Source organism: Kitasatospora sp. NPDC033851, assembly GCF_055576085.1.
This window is the reverse complement of sequence record NZ_JBVIRL010000001.1, coordinates 556,027-570,032: the sequence shown is the minus strand read 5'-3', so window position 1 is coordinate 570,032 and position 14,006 is coordinate 556,027. Positions and strand designations below refer to the sequence as shown.

17 protein-coding genes are annotated in these 14,006 nt (G+C 72.3%); 10 read left to right on the top strand and 7 right to left on the bottom strand.

What is annotated here, in order from left to right; translation table 11 throughout:
- The first annotated feature begins 87 nt into the window (after positions 1-87).
- A complete protein-coding gene (locus ACZ51D_RS02160) occupies positions 88-1,065 on the top strand; it encodes an NAD(P)/FAD-dependent oxidoreductase (protein WP_465660844.1) in 978 nt (325 codons plus the stop codon).
- A gap of 306 nt (positions 1,066-1,371) precedes the next feature.
- Here ACZ51D_RS02160 and ACZ51D_RS02155 read toward each other — a convergent pair whose 3' ends face one another.
- Positions 1,372-2,346, bottom strand: coding sequence for a pirin family protein (locus ACZ51D_RS02155; protein ID WP_465660842.1), 975 nt, complete (start codon positions 2,344-2,346; stop codon positions 1,372-1,374).
- Positions 2,347-2,432: 86 nt separating this feature from the next.
- On the opposite strand from ACZ51D_RS02155, the gene ACZ51D_RS02150 reads away from it, so the two are divergent.
- The 4 genes from ACZ51D_RS02150 to ACZ51D_RS02135 all read left to right on the top strand — a co-directional run bounded on the left by ACZ51D_RS02150 (position 2,433) and on the right by ACZ51D_RS02135 (position 5,960).
- Positions 2,433-2,921: a carboxymuconolactone decarboxylase family protein gene (locus ACZ51D_RS02150; RefSeq protein ID WP_465619319.1), complete on the top strand. Its 489-nt coding sequence runs from the start codon at positions 2,433-2,435 to the stop codon at positions 2,919-2,921.
- Between the two features lie 102 nt (positions 2,922-3,023).
- Positions 3,024-3,764 (top strand): leucine-rich repeat domain-containing protein, encoded by a 741-nt coding sequence (locus ACZ51D_RS02145; protein WP_465619317.1) that lies wholly within the window; start codon positions 3,024-3,026, stop codon positions 3,762-3,764.
- Positions 3,765-3,994: 230 nt separating this feature from the next.
- Positions 3,995-5,284 carry a threonine--tRNA ligase gene (gene thrS / locus ACZ51D_RS02140; RefSeq protein WP_465660840.1) on the top strand — a complete coding sequence of 430 codons (1,290 nt, stop codon included), beginning with the start codon at positions 3,995-3,997 and terminating at the stop codon, positions 5,282-5,284.
- A gap of 73 nt (positions 5,285-5,357) precedes the next feature.
- On the top strand, positions 5,358-5,960 hold the full coding sequence (locus ACZ51D_RS02135; protein ID WP_465660838.1) for a hypothetical protein: 603 nt from the start codon (positions 5,358-5,360) through the stop codon (positions 5,958-5,960).
- A gap of 150 nt (positions 5,961-6,110) precedes the next feature.
- On the opposite strand, the gene ACZ51D_RS02130 is transcribed toward ACZ51D_RS02135, so the two are convergent.
- Complete coding sequence (locus ACZ51D_RS02130) at positions 6,111-7,130, bottom strand: hypothetical protein (protein ID WP_465660836.1); 1,020 nt, start codon at positions 7,128-7,130, stop codon at positions 6,111-6,113.
- Positions 7,131-7,243: 113 nt separating this feature from the next.
- Here ACZ51D_RS02130 and ACZ51D_RS02125 point away from each other — a divergent pair, with 113 nt between their 5' ends.
- From ACZ51D_RS02125 to uppS, 3 genes are all read left to right on the top strand, one after another.
- Positions 7,244-7,543, top strand: coding sequence for a PadR family transcriptional regulator (locus tag ACZ51D_RS02125; protein WP_031071696.1), 300 nt, complete (start codon positions 7,244-7,246; stop codon positions 7,541-7,543).
- A complete protein-coding gene (locus ACZ51D_RS02120; RefSeq protein ID WP_465660834.1) occupies positions 7,540-8,328 on the top strand; it encodes a hypothetical protein in 789 nt (262 codons plus the stop codon). The genes ACZ51D_RS02125 and ACZ51D_RS02120 overlap by 4 nt, the downstream gene beginning before the upstream one ends.
- A gap of 229 nt (positions 8,329-8,557) precedes the next feature.
- Positions 8,558-9,334: a polyprenyl diphosphate synthase gene (gene uppS / locus ACZ51D_RS02115; protein ID WP_465619306.1), complete on the top strand. Its 777-nt coding sequence runs from the start codon at positions 8,558-8,560 to the stop codon at positions 9,332-9,334.
- A 57-nt stretch (positions 9,335-9,391) separates the two neighbouring features.
- On the opposite strand, the gene ACZ51D_RS02110 is transcribed toward uppS, so the two are convergent.
- On the bottom strand, positions 9,392-9,802 hold the full coding sequence (locus ACZ51D_RS02110; RefSeq protein ID WP_465619304.1) for a VOC family protein: 411 nt from the start codon (positions 9,800-9,802) through the stop codon (positions 9,392-9,394).
- Positions 9,803-9,884: 82 nt separating this feature from the next.
- On the opposite strand from ACZ51D_RS02110, the gene ACZ51D_RS02105 reads away from it, so the two are divergent.
- On the top strand, positions 9,885-10,439 hold the full coding sequence (locus tag ACZ51D_RS02105) for a MarR family winged helix-turn-helix transcriptional regulator (protein WP_465660832.1): 555 nt from the start codon (positions 9,885-9,887) through the stop codon (positions 10,437-10,439).
- A 15-nt stretch (positions 10,440-10,454) separates the two neighbouring features.
- Here ACZ51D_RS02105 and ACZ51D_RS02100 read toward each other — a convergent pair whose 3' ends face one another.
- Positions 10,455-11,078 (bottom strand): C40 family peptidase, encoded by a 624-nt coding sequence (locus tag ACZ51D_RS02100; protein ID WP_465619300.1) that lies wholly within the window; start codon positions 11,076-11,078, stop codon positions 10,455-10,457.
- Positions 11,079-11,290: 212 nt separating this feature from the next.
- Between ACZ51D_RS02100 and ACZ51D_RS02095 the strand changes: the two genes are divergently transcribed.
- On the top strand, positions 11,291-11,695 hold the full coding sequence (locus ACZ51D_RS02095; protein ID WP_465619298.1) for a RidA family protein: 405 nt from the start codon (positions 11,291-11,293) through the stop codon (positions 11,693-11,695).
- A 51-nt stretch (positions 11,696-11,746) separates the two neighbouring features.
- Here the strand turns inward: ACZ51D_RS02095 and ACZ51D_RS02090 are convergent, their stop codons facing one another.
- From ACZ51D_RS02090 to ACZ51D_RS02080, 3 genes are all read right to left on the bottom strand, one after another.
- Positions 11,747-12,235, bottom strand: coding sequence for an SRPBCC family protein (locus ACZ51D_RS02090; protein WP_465619296.1), 489 nt, complete (start codon positions 12,233-12,235; stop codon positions 11,747-11,749).
- Positions 12,232-12,651, bottom strand: coding sequence for an ArsR/SmtB family transcription factor (locus ACZ51D_RS02085; protein ID WP_465619294.1), 420 nt, complete (start codon positions 12,649-12,651; stop codon positions 12,232-12,234). The genes ACZ51D_RS02090 and ACZ51D_RS02085 overlap by 4 nt, the downstream gene beginning before the upstream one ends.
- A 228-nt stretch (positions 12,652-12,879) precedes the next feature.
- Positions 12,880-13,929, bottom strand: a complete 1,050-nt coding sequence (locus ACZ51D_RS02080) for a trypsin-like serine peptidase (RefSeq protein WP_465619292.1) — start codon at positions 13,927-13,929, stop codon at positions 12,880-12,882.
- Positions 13,930-14,006: the final 77 nt, after the last annotated feature.

Below are 14,006 nucleotides of genomic sequence, written 5' to 3'. Positions count from 1 at the left end.
TAGCTGCTGGTTTGAATTTGAACAACAAGAGGGTGCGGGCGCCGGAGGCGCGGCGAGTCGCATGGTCAATCGCTACGTCCGACGTCTGTGCGCGGTCGTCGCCATCCCGATGGGCACGTCGGCGGCGGCATGGGCGGCATGGGCGGCATGGGCGGCATGGGCGGCATGGCGACGGCCCTGCGGCTCGCCGAGTCCGTCGGCGGGGCGATCCAAGACCGTTCCCCGTCCTCCGGCGCGCCGGAGGATCGCGGCGAAGCTGAATCCCGGCAAACTGAGCCGCGGAGTGCGTCGCGCCGTGCTCGCGTCATCGGCGCAGTGTTCGAACGGACCAAGGTCACCGACGTCAGGCGGGACCGCGGCAAGGTGGTGATCTCGACGCCCCGCGGCAGCGTGCGGGCGAACAAGGCCGTGCTCGCGACGAACGCGTACTCGGGCGAGTGGGCCATCACCCCCGCGCGCCTCTCGGTGCCCATGTGGCTCATCGAGATGGAGACGGAGCCGATCGCCCCGGAACGCATCGCCGCGCTGGGCTGGAGCAGTCGATCAGGGGTGATCACCCAGCACCAGATCATGGAGCACTACCGTCTCACCTCGCGCAACACCATCGTGTTCGGTGTCCGCCGCGTCGAACGGGGTGAGCGGTACCCGCTCCCGGCAAAGGCCCCGGACCGGGCCATGGTCGAAGAGCTCGCCGGCGCGTTCGCCACACGCTTCCCCGGCCTCGCGGACGTCGCCGTGGAACGCGCGTGGGGAGGCTGGATCGCGATGACCTCGTCCTTCCTGCCGATCGCAGGACAGATCGAGGACAACGTCTACTACTCGATCGCGTGCAACGGACACGGACTGGCCCAGGCACCGTACGTCGGGTCGCTCATCGCCGACCTGATCGTGGACGGAACGCGGCACGAGGATCTCGACGGCATCTGGGCGAAGGAACCGAAATTCCCTCCCTTCCTGATGCTGGGTCCGCTCGGCCTGCGCACGGTGTGGGCTGTCGACCGCTTCACCGACATGATCAACGGCAGTCGGCGCCGCGCCCTCCGCGCCGCCGCTCGTCTGCGCTGATCAGCCATCGCGAGCCGGTCGAACCGTGTGAACCGCTACCTCCCCGGCATCGCGGGACCCTTCGGGGTCACGTCCAGCCACGTGTGACCCCCACCTACCCCGGGCCAGGCCGCGTGTCCCCCCGCCGCGGCCTGGCCCGGTCCACCCTTCCGGAAGACACCATGCCGAACCCCTCGGTCCTGCTCGAGGACTCCGCCCGCACGTACCCGAACCGGGACGCCGTGGTCCCCGGCCCGACGCGTCTCACCTGCGCCCAGGGCGGGCGGCAGGCCCCGCAGTCGCCTCTCCGATCACCGAATGCGCAGGTCAGCGGGTGCGGCCGCGCGGCTTCAGGGGCGTGCCGGGGAGCTCGGGGGCCGGGAGGCGGTCGCCGGGGTAGCCGTGGACCTCGCCGTAGCGGTCCGTGGCGGCCTGCCAGTCGGCGCGGGCCTGGACGATCTCCTCGTGGCTGCCGCCGATGAAGTTCCACCACATGACGATCTGCTCCTCGAAGGGCGTGCCGCCGAGCAGGATCGTCCGGGCATCGGTGTCGCCGGTGTTGGTGAGGGTGATGGCAGTGGAGCCGGGGGCGAGGTAGCCGAGGTCGGCGGCGTGCAGCGGGGTGTCGGCGAGGCGGACCTCGCCGCAGTCGACCAGGAGGCCGTGCTCGAAGGCGGGGTCGACGGCGAGGGTGACGGTGGCGTGCGGGCGGAGGGTGAGTTCGGCGCCGAGCAGGGGGGTGAAGGTGGGCACGGGGGAGGTGTCGCCGGCGAGGGTGCCGAGGAAGACCCGGGCCTCGCCGCCGTCCAGGGCGACCGGGGCCGGGGCGTGGTGGTGGAAGTCGCGGCCGGTGTGCCGGTGTTCCTCCGGCAGGGCGACCCACAGCTGGACGCCGTGCAGGGTGGTGGTGGCGGGGGTGGAGACCTCGGAGTGGGCGATGCCGTGGCCGGAGGACATCAGGTTGACCTCGCCGGGTCGGACGAACGCGTGGACGCCGAGGCTGTCCCGGTGCTCGATCTCGCCGGTGAACAGCCAGCTGACGGTCTGCAGGCCGGTGTGCGGGTGCGGGGCGACGTCCATGCCGCCGGTGTGGGCGACGTCGTCGGGGCCGTAGTGGTCCACGAAGCACCAGGCGCCGATCAGGGAGCGGGAACGCTGCGGCAGCGTCCGGCGCACGGTCATCGCGCGCGGGCCGCCGAGCGGGACGTCGCGCGGGGGCAGGACCTCAACGCGGGGGGCGGCGGGCGGCTCGATGAGGTCGGTTTCGGTGGTGCTCACGGTCGGGGTCCCTCCCAGGTGCATGATAGTTCTATATTCAACTATCATGCCATGGCAGAGTGGCGCGCGACAGTGATCAGCCTAAACAGTGATCGGCCCGAGGAGTTCAGGTGAGTGATGTGACGGTGGTCCCGACGGACCGGCGGGTGTTCATCGACAAGCAGAGCCCCCAGGCGTACAAGGCGCTCGTCGCGGCCGCCGAGGCGACGCGCGAGGTGGCGGCCGAGGCCGGGCTGGACCGTCGACTGGTGGAGCTCGTCAACCTCCGGGTGTCGCAGATCAACGGCTGCGCCTACTGCCTGAACGTGCACACCAAGGCCGCGCTGCGCGAGGGCGAGACCACGCAGCGGCTGGGCGTGCTCCCGGCATGGCGCGACACCGAGCTGTTCGACGCGCGGGAGCGCGCCGCGCTCGCACTGGCCGAGGCGACCACCGACCCGGCCGACGCGGCCGCGCAGGAGGCCGCGTACGGGGCCGCGCGCGAGGCGATGAGCGAGGCCGAGATCTCGGCGGTGGTGTGGGTGGCGATCGCCATCAACTCCTTCAACCGGGTCTCCATCATGAGCAAGCACCCGGTCCGCCCGGCCCCGGCACGGTAGCCGCTCCGCCGGAGGGCCTCCGCCTGAAGGCGTGGGCCCTCCTTCGGCGGGTGCGCGGCCGGTTCCTCCCGCGGGGGGAGGGGGCGAGAGTAGAGTGCAGCCGTGACGGACGTGACCCTGAACCTCTGGCGGCAGCCGCTCGACGAGGTGCCGGCCGAGGTGTGGGACCGCACCGACCTGACGGTGCTCATCCTCGCCGACACCGGGATCTCCGAACTCCCCCCGGCCATCGGACGGTTGGCCGCTCTGCGCACCCTCGACCTCGGGCACAACAAGCTCGCCGAGGTCCCCGCCGGGCTGGGCGACCTCACTGGGCTGGGCGACTTCCTCTACCTGCACGACAACGCGCTGACCACCCTGCCGGACGCCCTCGGGCGGCTCACCGCACTGCGCTACCTCAACGTCGGCGAGAACCGGCTCACCGAACTCCCCGCGGCCATCGGCGAGATGACCGCCCTGGTCGAGCTCCGCGCGCAGCACAACCGCCTCGGCGCGCTGCCCGAGGAGATCGGCCGGCTCCGTGCGCTACGCGAACTCTGGCTCCGTGGCAACGAGTTGACCGCACTGCCGGACTCCATGGCCGGCCTCACCGAGCTGCGCGAGCTGGAGCTCAGGGAGAACGCCCTCACCGAGGTGCCGGCCGTGCTCGCCGGGCTGCCGCTGCTGCGCCGCCTCGACCTGCGCGGCAACCGGATCACCGAACTGCCGCACTGGCTGGACGAACCGGGTGCGCTGCCCGCGCTGCCCGCGCTCGAGAAGCTGGACCTGCGGTGGAACGAGGTGCGGCCGTCCGCCCGGGTGCTGGACGCGCTCGGTGCGCGCGGCTGCGTCGTCCTGTACTGAAGCCGCCCGACTGTCGAGGCCGTTCGTCGGACCCCCTCGGAAAGATCTTGCGCGCGTCTTCCGACCTGCTACGGTTGATCGCATGAAGCGCGCTGCACTCGTCACGACGACGCCGGAGAGAGTCCCGGCGCGCTGACTGCTGACCTAGTCCGAAGCCCCGGGGCGAGTGCCCCGGGGCTTCGTCGTCTCCGGCTCCACTCGCCCGCAGCCCCAGAGTGGAGACCACCGCCATGAACGCCCACCCGTCGCACGGCCGGCCCCTGCCCGACCAGCCCCGGGGCTGCCACCCCCAGCACGACCACCGCAAGCTCGGCCGCGAACTCGACCTCTTCGACACCGACCCGCTGATGGGCTCCGGCCTCCCGTACTGGCTGCCCGATGGCGCCGCGATCCGGCACACCCTTGAGGAGTTCATCCGAGGCCGCGAGCGCCGGGCCGGCTACCGCCACGTCTACTCCCCGGTGCTCGGCAAACGAGAGCTGTACGAGATCTCCGGCCACTGGGCGCACTACCGCGAGGACATGTTCCCGCCCATGGAGCTGGGCTCGGAGGAAGTGGTGCTGCGGCCCAGCCTCTGTCCGCACCATGCCCTGATCTTCCGCTCCCGCCCCCACAGCTACCGGGAACTCCCGCTGCGCATGGCCGAGTTGGGCGGCATGTACCGCTCCGAGCTGTCCGGGGTGCTGGGCGGACTGACCAGGGTCCGGGCGATCCAGCTGAACGACGCGCACGTGTTCTGTACCCCCGAGCAGGCCGCCGACGAAGCCGTCGCCGCGCTGGAGCTGATCCGCGAGGCACACCGGGCGCTCGGCATCGTGCCGGTCCGCTACCGCCTCTCGCTGCCCGGCGACGGCGGCAAGTACGTGGCGGATCCCGCGCTGTGGGAGCGCGCCACCGCGCTGCTCACCGATGTGCTGGAGCGCTCCGGGGTGCCGTTCGAGGCGGCGGAGGGCGAGGCCGCGTTCTACGGGCCCAAGATCGACGTGCAGATCGCCGACGGCGCCGGGCGCGAGTTCACCCTCTCCACCGTCCAGATCGACTTCCACCAGCCCGAACGGTTCAACCTGCACTACGTCGGCCCGGATGGCGCCAAGCACCGCCCGGTGATGGTCCACCGCAGCGTGATCGGCAGCGTCGAGCGGGTGGTCGCCCACCTGATCGAGCTGTACGGCGGCGCGTTCCCGGCCTGGCTCGCGCCCGCCCAGGTCGTGCTGCTGCCGATCTCCGACGCCGAACTGCCGCAGGCCGAACGGCTCCGGCAGCGCTGCCTGGACCTCGGACTGCGCGCCGAGGTCGCCGGTCCCGAGCACGGCAGCCTCGGCGCCCGGATCCGGGAGGCCCGGCTGGTGCCGTACCAGGCGGTGATCGGTGCCAAGGAGGCCGTGGACGACCGGGTCGCGCTGCGCCTGCGGGACGGCCGCCGACTGGAGCCGCTCCCGGCCGAGGAGGCCTGGGCGAGGATCGGTGCCCTGGTGGCCGCGTGCAGCGCCGAGCTGTGGGAGGACGGCGCCGAGGGGTGACCGGGCCGTCGTGCGGGCGAGGGGCCCCGGGGGTCGGACCCCCGGGGCCGGTGGCATACGTACGACTAGTGCGGTGCGCGCTGTCTCGGCGGCGCCGTGGGTGGCGGCCGCCCGTCGAATGGGCGCGGCGGCCGAGTCCCGGGCCGCCGCTGTCCCCCTCTGCCACCTGTACCGGAGGTATCCCGTGCGCATCCCGCGCAGACTCGTCGCCCCCGCCCTCGCCGGCTGTCTCGCGCTCGCCGGGGCGGTGGCCGCCGCTCCGGCCGGCTCGGCCCAGCTCCGCCCGCTGCCCGTGCCCGACGTCCAGTACTGCGCGGCCGTGCTCGGGCACGTCCCCGGCGCGGACGCGGCCTCGCCGGTCCTCGGGCGGGCCTGCTCGCCGGACTCCCGGGCCGACGCACTCGCCCGGGCCGGCGGCCGCACCCGTACGGCGGAGCAACCGGCCGACCGTACGCTGCTGCTGGAGGAGTACAAGGACATCAACTACGGCGGCGGCGTCATCTACACGTTCTACGGGGACGCGGGCGGCTGCGACTCCACCGGCTACCACCTGGTGAACTACATCGACGTGGCGCTCAGCGTGTCCTCGATGCAGGGCTACAACAACTGCAACACCGTCCACCTCTGGTCGCCGCTCAACGACGCCGTACGCGAGCTGCAGGTCTACCACCGCTGACGGCTCGGCCCGCCGGGTGCTCCGGCCGCCGGCCGCCGGGGTGGTGCCCGGCGGCCGGCGCGTGCCGGGTCGCCGGGAAGGCGCAACCCCCGTGACGTCGAGGTGCTGTCCGGGCAGCGATCGCGTCCTTCGGAGAACCGGCTCCCGCGCTCACGCCCCGGCTCCGATCGCGACCACGCCGAAGGTGAGCACACCCGTCAGCAGTGCGCCGACGAGCGTGACGATCGCCCAGGGTCCGATGGAGTCGGCGTGGCGCCCGAGCCCGAGGAGCTGCCAGAGGGTGTCCCGTAGCGCCAGCGAGACCGGCAGCGCCGAGGCCGCCGCGGTGGTCGCGATCCGGGCGGCGCGGCGCGCCCTCGTGGTGGGCGGGGGAGCGGCGAACCGGAGGGTAGCGTTGCAGGTCACCGTGAAGGCGAAGGTGCCGCCGGCGAAGACCGCGCTCTCCACCGCGAAAAGCAGCACTCCGGGCCAGCCCTCGCCGGATGCCAGCCCCGTGGCCACCAGCAGGCCGGCGGCGAGGGCGGCCGCAGCGGCCAGCGCGGTGAAGCGCCGGCGGGTGAAGCCGAGCACATCGCTGCGGTCGATCAGTGTGGTGAGCCGCCGTCCCACCCGCGGGTGACGGCCGGTGAGCAGGTTCACCAGGGGCAGGACGTCGTCCAGCCAGTCCCCGCCCCCGCATGTCGTTCCGGGCAGCAGCCGGACCGCCCGGCGGTGCAGGAACAGGCCGGCGGCCGTCATCGTGGTGAGCGCCGGCAGGGAGGCGACCAGCCAGGGGGTGCCGTCGTTCCAGAGCCCGCGGTTCGCCCGCGCGGCCACCGCCACCCAGTCGGCGGCGAGCGTGGCGGTGACGAGCAGCGTGCTGACCAGAGCGGTCAGGAGCAGTTGCTCGACCCGGTAGCGCGGCAGTGGCCGGTCACGGCGACACAGCAGCATCCGGACCGTGCCGAGTGCGCCGAGTAGTGGGACGAAGAAGAGGGTGAAGGTCACCACCGCGTCGTACGGGTCGTCCTGCCAGGGGCTGCCCGCCCGGACCGCGCGCACCTGCGTCGTCTTGAAGGCGAACGCGGTGAAGGCGGCGGCGCCGGCGGTGGACGTCCACAAGGCCGCTGCTGCGGCGCGGCGGGCGGGGTGTCCGATGTCCAGGTGATGGTTCGTCATGTCATCGCGCATGGCGGTGATAGTACACATCACGTAGTACGTGGCGCGTAGTTCATGCCGCGTAGTATGGTGCTCCGTCAGAAGCGGAGGAACAGGCGGAAGAGCAAGCAGAGGAGCAAAGCGACATGCAAGCCAACGACGCCCAGACACTGGTGCTCTGCGCGCTGGCGGACGGGCCACTGCACGGATACGCCATCAACACCGCGATCGAGGAGCTGACCGGGGAGCGGCTGGGGCCCGGCAGCCTCTACGGGGCGCTGGCCAGGTTGGAGTCGAAGCGGCTGATCGAGCCGCTCGACGGTCAGGGACGCCAGCGCCCCGTCCAGCTCACCCCCCTCGGCCGCGAGGTGCTGGAACGCGAGCTGCGGGCGATGGCCCGCGTCGCGAACGCGGGACTGCGACGCCTGGGGGTGAACCCCGCGTGAGCGTCGTCGCCCGAGGCCTGGTCAGGCTCTACCCGGACGCCTTCCGCGAGCGTTGGGGTTCGATGGTGGAGGACGAGGCCCGGGGTGCGGGCTGGAAGTCCTGGCCCGACCTGGTCGCGGGCATCGTGGACATGTGGCTGCACCCGGCCCTCTGGCCCGCCGACTCCCCGACGCAGCGCCAGCGGCGGGTTGCCACCATGGGCATCACCGTCGCCCTCGCCGCCTGGTTCCTCGGCCACCTGGCCGCCGAACAGGCCGGCCCGTTGCCCGCCGACGGCATCCGCGACGGGGTGACGCACGGCTGCACCACCCTGCTGCTGCTCGGCATCGCCCTGGTCGCCCCCCGGCCACGGCGGACGGCGGCCGCCGCGCTCACGCTGCTGGGCTGGGCGCTGCGCCGCCTCGCCGTGCCCACGGCCCTCGGCACCGCCGTGGTCGTCCTGGTGCACAGCGGCGTCGACGCCGACGCCTCGCCGCCCACCCTGCGCACCGCCCTGCTCGCCGCCTGGTGGATCGCTCTCGGGCTCGGCGCGATCCAGATCCCCCGCATCTTCACCGGCGTCGGCGCGGACGCCGTCGTGCCGCCCGGCACCGGCCGCCTGCGCGTCGGCGTCTGGACCCTGGCCGGGGCCAGCGCCACCGGCGGAGCGACCATCCTCGGCCGCTCCGTCACCGGTGACGGGTTCCACCCGCTCGGCACCGCGATCGGCGTCGGCCTGCTGCTGCTCACGGCGGTGTGCGCGGGTACCCTGCGCGACCTGCGCGAACTCCCGTCGGCCTGCTGAGCCCGGAGCGCCTTGGTCAACTGCCGGCACTGCCGAGGGTGTTGTCATGCAGCGCCCAGCGGCCGGCGACCGCGACCGGCCGGCTGCCGTGACCGGCCGGCCACCGTACCCGGCCGCCCGGCATCGCCTTGGCGTGCCCTCCGGCGGGGCTGCCCGACGCCACGGCCCGGACCGAACCCCATGAACCCGGCGCCGCCCGAACGGGCGGGCCTCCCCGACCACTTGGACGGTGCTCATGCCTGACCTGCTCCGTGCCCTCTACACTCGCCGCCTGCGACGCAGGGTCATGGCGGGCCCGCTGCCCCGGCACGTCGGACTGATCATGGACGGCAACCGCCGCTGGGCCCGACACATGGGCATGGCCAACCCCAGCATCGGCCACAAGGTGGGCGCCGAACACGTCGAGGAGGTGCTGTCCTGGTGCGAGGCCCTGGCGATCACGCACGTCACCGTGTTCGTGTGCTCGACCGAGAACCTCCAGCGCCGGGGCGACACCGAAGTCGCCTACCTGATGCGGCTGATCGAGCAGGTGGTCGTCGACCGCCTCATCCGCCCGGACGCCCGCTGGCAGGTCCACCTCGCCGGAACGACCGACGCCCTGCCCGACAGTACCGCGCACGCCCTCAAGGAGGCTGTCGAGGCCACCCGGACCAGCACCACCGGCGCCCACCTCACCCTGGCCGTCGGTTACGGTGGCCGCCAGGAGGTCGTCGATGCCGTCCGTGACTTGATGTACGCGCGCGCCGAGTCCGGCGCGTCACTGACCGAGGTCGCGGATGCCCTGACCGTCGACGACATCGCCCCGCACCTCTACACCGCCGGCCGGCCCGATCCCGACCTGGTCATCCGCACCAGCGGCGAGCAGCGGCTGTCGAACTTCCTGCTCTGGCAGAGCGCGTATTCGGAGCTGTACTTCTGCGAGGCCTACTGGCCCGCGTTCCGCGAGGTCGACTTCCTGCGTGCCGTCCGCAGCTTCGCCGCCAGGCAGCGGCGCTACGGCAGTTGAGCTGGCGGCCACACCTGGACGACGGCTCCGGGGCCCGGGCCGAGCGGGACGGTTCTCTCAGTACGACTGGAGCTCGATCAGGTGGCCGTCCGGGTCGCGCAGATGGGCGGTCCGGAGGTTCGGGCCCCACTCCGGGCGGTCGGTGGCCTCGACGGCCAGGGTGCCGCCGTGGCGCAGGCAGAGGTCGAGGGTGGCGTCCACGTCGTCCACCCGGAAGACCAGCATCGCGGCGTCCTGCGCGGGTGCGGCGGGGCGGGCCGGCTGCTCGGCGGTGCCGAGCGTGGCGGCCATCGCGGCGCGGTCGTAGAGCACCAGGACGGCCTGGTCGGCGAGGTCCCAGTTGGCGTACGGGCCCCCGGGTGCGGCCTTGACCAGGGTGGCGCCGGTGAGCGGCGGGAGGATCGCGCCGTAGAAGGCGAAGCAGTCGGCGAAGCGGGTGACGAGCAGGCGGGGGTACAGGGCGTCCACAGTCGAACTCCTGGGGGCGATGGGTTGGGGCCGAAATTAGTGGGTTGCAACCCACTATAGGGAGAGACCCTAGACTTCCGCCATGGTCTCCGAGAACCCGCCCCCCGCTTCCGAGCTCCCTGCTTCCGAGCTCCCTGCTTCCGAGCTCCCTGCTTCCGAGCTCCCTGCTTCCGAGCCCGAGCGCGCGCCCGAGCTCCCCCCGACGCTGCTGGACCTGAGCACCTACCTGCTCTCCCGGGTCGGGAAGACGGCCCGTGGCCGGCTCGCCGAGCGGCTGGCCGAACGCGGCCTGCGGCTCTGGGACATGGCGGTGCTCGCCTCGCTCGCCGACTTCGGCCCCCAGGTCCAGCGGGACCTGGTACGGCGGTTGGGCCTCGACCCGAGCGACCTGGCCAAGGTGGCCGACCAGCTCGCCGCCGCCGGGTACGTCGAGCGCGCCAGGGACCGGGCCGACCGGCGCCGGGTCTCGGTCTCGATCACCGACGCCGGACGGGCGCTGCTTACCGAACTCGACGCTCAGGCGCGGGCGGTGCAGGACGAGGTGCTCGCTCCGCTGGACGCGGGGGAGCGAGAGGTGCTGCAGTCGCTGCTGCTGCGGGTCCACCGGGGGTCGGGAGAGCCGCGCAGGGGACTGTGAGCGGGGAAGCGGCGCTCAGCCGACGGGCTGCCCGGGGCGGCGCGCGCCGGCGAACTCGCCCGCCCAGCGCGGGACGTCGAGCACCTGCTCGACGCGGGCGATCAGCGTCCCGGTGCGCTCGGCGTGGATCATCGCGCCGTCGCCGACGTAGACCCCGACGTGGTGCAGGGGTGCGTCGGGACGGGAGAAGAACAGCAGGTCGCCGGGGGCGAGCGCGTCGCGCTCCACCGGTGCGCTGCGGTTGAACTGCGCGACGGTGTAGTGCCCGAGCTCGACGGTGCCGTGGCTGGCCCGGTACCAACAGTAGAGCGACAGGCCGCTGCAGTCGAAGCCGACCGTCTTCTCGCCCAGGCACACGCCGTTGAGGTAGCCGTTCTCGTCGTCGCAGAAGCCGAGGCTCGCGCCGAGCCGGTCTCCGCCGCCCCAGGCGTACGGCACACCGATCTGGGCCGCGGCCACGGCGGCGACCCGCAGGCCCAGTGCGTCGCTCGGCGGCGTGCTCCTCTCGGGCGGCGCGGTGGGGATCGCGTGCGCCGCCGGGGCGAGTGCCGGGACCAGGCCGGCCCCGAGCGCGAGGCCGAGCATGCGGCGCCGGCCGACGCCGGTGTCCTGGTCGCGGTCGGACGGTTGGGGTTCCATGGGGCGGCTCCCGGACGGTGGTTGCGGGTGGAAGTGCGCGTAGCGGCACCAGGATTCCGTTCCGGCGGGGCCGTCCGCCATCACCCGCAACGGTGAATCGTGGGCGCACCGGCCTTGGAACGGCGGGAAGTTCCTCGCTAAATGGTTTGACGGTCGTTCAGGTGGAGCCAACGATGGGCGCGAACGTTCGGTCGGGACCGTAGGAGGACCTCATGAGCAGCGCCGTCAAGCTGATCCGCGCCACGCGTCTGACGCCGGCCGTCGACTACGCCTACGGCGCGGTGGTCGAAGCCCCGGCGCGCTCGCTGTGGCTGGCCGGGGCCTGCCCGCTCGACGAGGAGGGCCGGACGGTCTCCGTCGGCGACTACGAGGGACAGGCCCACCAGGTGATGCGTAACCTGATAACCGTGCTGGAGGACGCGGGCGCCGGGCTCACCGACATCGCCCGGACCACCGTGTACGTGGCCTCCGGGGACCGGGCGGACCTGGTGAGGGTGTGGAACGTCTACCGCGCGTACATGGGGGAGCACGATGCGCCCAGCACGCTGCTCGGCGTCTCGGTGCTCGGGTACACCGACCAGTTGGTGGAGGTCGAGGCGGTGGCCGTGCTGCCCTGAGGGATGGCCGTGCCGCCCTGACCGCGCGGAAGCCCGGCGTGCCGAGGCGGGTCAGCTCGCGGCGAGCAGGGCGTCCAGCTTCCGGTAGCCCTCGACCACTCCGTGTTCCATGCCGCTGGCCAGGATGGCGTCCCGGGCCACCAGGCTGTCGACCACCGACAGCACGGTCACGCGGGTACGGCCCTCCCCGGCGGGTTCGAAGGTTGCGGTGTCCAGCGAGACGCCGTCCGGCACGCCCTCGTACGTGAAGGTCTGGACGAGCCGGGTGGTCGGCCGGACCTCGTGGAAGGAGCCGTAGAAGGCGGCGATCTCCTGACCCTCGCGGTGCATCGAGTAGCGGTAGTGGCCGCCAGTCCGCACCTCCCAGGTGTCGATCTTCATCTCGAGGTCCTTCGGGCCGAGCCACTGGGCGACGAGCTCGGGCTCGGTCCAGGCCTGGAAGACCCGCTCCTGCGGGGCGTCGAACTCGCGGACGATCCGGATGGTGGGCAGCTGCGGGTCCGCCTCGATCCGGGTCTCGGGGCCGGTGGTGGAGGTCATGACGGGACTCCTTCGCTCTGCTGGGGCTTCGGTCGGTCGTTGCCTTCGTGGTCTTCGTTGTCTTCGTCGTTGTCGGTGCGGGGGTGGGCGGTGTGGTCGGCCATGTCCGCGAGGAGGGCGTCCAGGCGGCCGAACCGCTCCTCGGCCTGGCGCCGGTACCGTTCGATCCAGCTCGTCATCACGTCGAACACCTGCGGCTCCAGGTGGCAGGGACGGCGCTGCCCGTCCCGGCTGCGACTCACCAGCCCGGCCTCCTCCAGTACCTTCAGATGCTTGGAGACGGCCTGCATGGTGATCGCGTAGGACTCGGCCAACTCACCCACGGTCGCGTCCCGGATCGAGAGCCGGGCCACGATGTCCCGCCGCGTCGGATCCGCCAGGGCCACGAACGCCCGGGACAGCTGGTCGACAGCCACCTGCACACCCCTGTTCATCCTCAACCGATTGGTTGAGAACAACGCTACGCCGCTCCGCCCGCTTGTTCAACCGTTTGGTTGTGGAAGCCGCTGATCGGCAACGGGTGTGGCGCCGGCGGCCGGGCACGGGTCCTCCTCGACCGGGGGAGGTGCCGGCCGAGGAGGGGTGAACGGACCGAACCGGGGCTGAACGAGTACGGGCTGAACGAGGAGGCGCCGACCGAGAGGTCAGGCCACCCGGGTCTGCGCCCAGCTGTAGAGGCGGCGGGCGCTGTCGCCGAGGCGGGTGGCGTAGAGCGTCTTGCTCTGGCCACCCGCGAGTTCGTCGCTGGTGGTGGTGACGCCGACGACGGTGCCGATGCCGGTCCGGGTGTCGAACTGTGCGAGGTGGGGGCCGCCGCTCGCCCCGTGGGACATGTCGCAGGGCTCACCCCACAGCAGGGGGGCCTTGGGGCCGGGCTGGGCCGGTCCGGCGCAGTGGATCATGCGTGATCCGGTGTAGGTGGCGCTGGGGTTGTTGAGTCGGTCCTTCGGGTACCCGAAGGTGTGGATGAACTCGTCCTTGACGGGCTTGGTGAACGCGATCCGCTGGCTTCCCGTGACGTCCGCGATCCGCCGTCCCCCGGCTGAGGGGTTGGCCACGAGCATTCCCGTGTCGTAGCCGGCGACGGCGACACCGTCCGAGGTCGTCGTGCTCGGATCGGCGTCCCAGCGGGAGGACGTGGCCACGCTCCTGATGGTGAAGCCGCCGAGCGGTTTGGTTCCGTTGCGGTAGCCGGGCACGAAGTAGAGGTTGTGGTTCCACGTGGCGTCGGTGGCGGGAGCCCCGACGGCCCGCAGACAGTGCGCGGCCGAGATGACGGTGCTGTGGTTCGCGCTGTTGACGACCGTTGCGGTGCAACTGCCGTCGTAGCCGTCGGCGAAGGTGAAGAAGAGACGGCCGACGCTCGTGTTCACCGCTCCGCCGTGCGTCCAGGTCGATCCGGGATCCAGCGTGTTCGCGGGAAGCGGATGTGGATCGTCAGGCGTGTTGTCGTCCTCCGGCACGGGGGTGATCTCGGGGACCATGGCGCCCGCCAGCTTCATCCGCATCGGCGTCCAGTAGGTGTCGATCCGGCTGCGCTCCTGTTCGGTTGTGGCGCCGGAGTGCGTCGTGACGGATTCCTGCTCCGCGGCGAAGGCCGTGTCCGGCAGCAGCACCGCGGCGGTGGTCGCACTCAGCAGGAGGGCTCCCGCGGCGGCGAGCTTGCTGGGAAATGCTCGGTGGAGGGCTGACATCGTTGCCAATCTTGGGTCGGGTCGGGTTGGCCGAGTGGGGTTGGTCGAGATGGGTTGGTCGGGCGCGGCTCGATTCG

Coding starts and splice junctions, on each gene's coding strand:
- ACZ51D_RS02130 (WP_465660836.1), bottom strand. CDS start 7,130: ATGCGCGATGACATGACGAACCATCACCTGGACATCGGACACCCCGCC.
- ACZ51D_RS02090 (WP_465619296.1), bottom strand. CDS start 12,235: ATGACCTCCACCACCGGCCCCGAGACCCGGATCGAGGCGGACCCGCAG.
- ACZ51D_RS02105 (WP_465660832.1), top strand. CDS start 9,885: ATGGTCTCCGAGAACCCGCCCCCCGCTTCCGAGCTCCCTGCTTCCGAG.
- ACZ51D_RS02155 (WP_465660842.1), bottom strand. CDS start 2,346: ATGCACCTGGGAGGGACCCCGACCGTGAGCACCACCGAAACCGACCTC.
- ACZ51D_RS02080 (WP_465619292.1), bottom strand. CDS start 13,929: ATGTCAGCCCTCCACCGAGCATTTCCCAGCAAGCTCGCCGCCGCGGGA.
- ACZ51D_RS02125 (WP_031071696.1), top strand. CDS start 7,244: ATGCAAGCCAACGACGCCCAGACACTGGTGCTCTGCGCGCTGGCGGAC.
- ACZ51D_RS02095 (WP_465619298.1), top strand. CDS start 11,291: ATGAGCAGCGCCGTCAAGCTGATCCGCGCCACGCGTCTGACGCCGGCC.
- thrS (WP_465660840.1), top strand. CDS start 3,995: ATGAACGCCCACCCGTCGCACGGCCGGCCCCTGCCCGACCAGCCCCGG.
- ACZ51D_RS02100 (WP_465619300.1), bottom strand. CDS start 11,078: ATGGAACCCCAACCGTCCGACCGCGACCAGGACACCGGCGTCGGCCGG.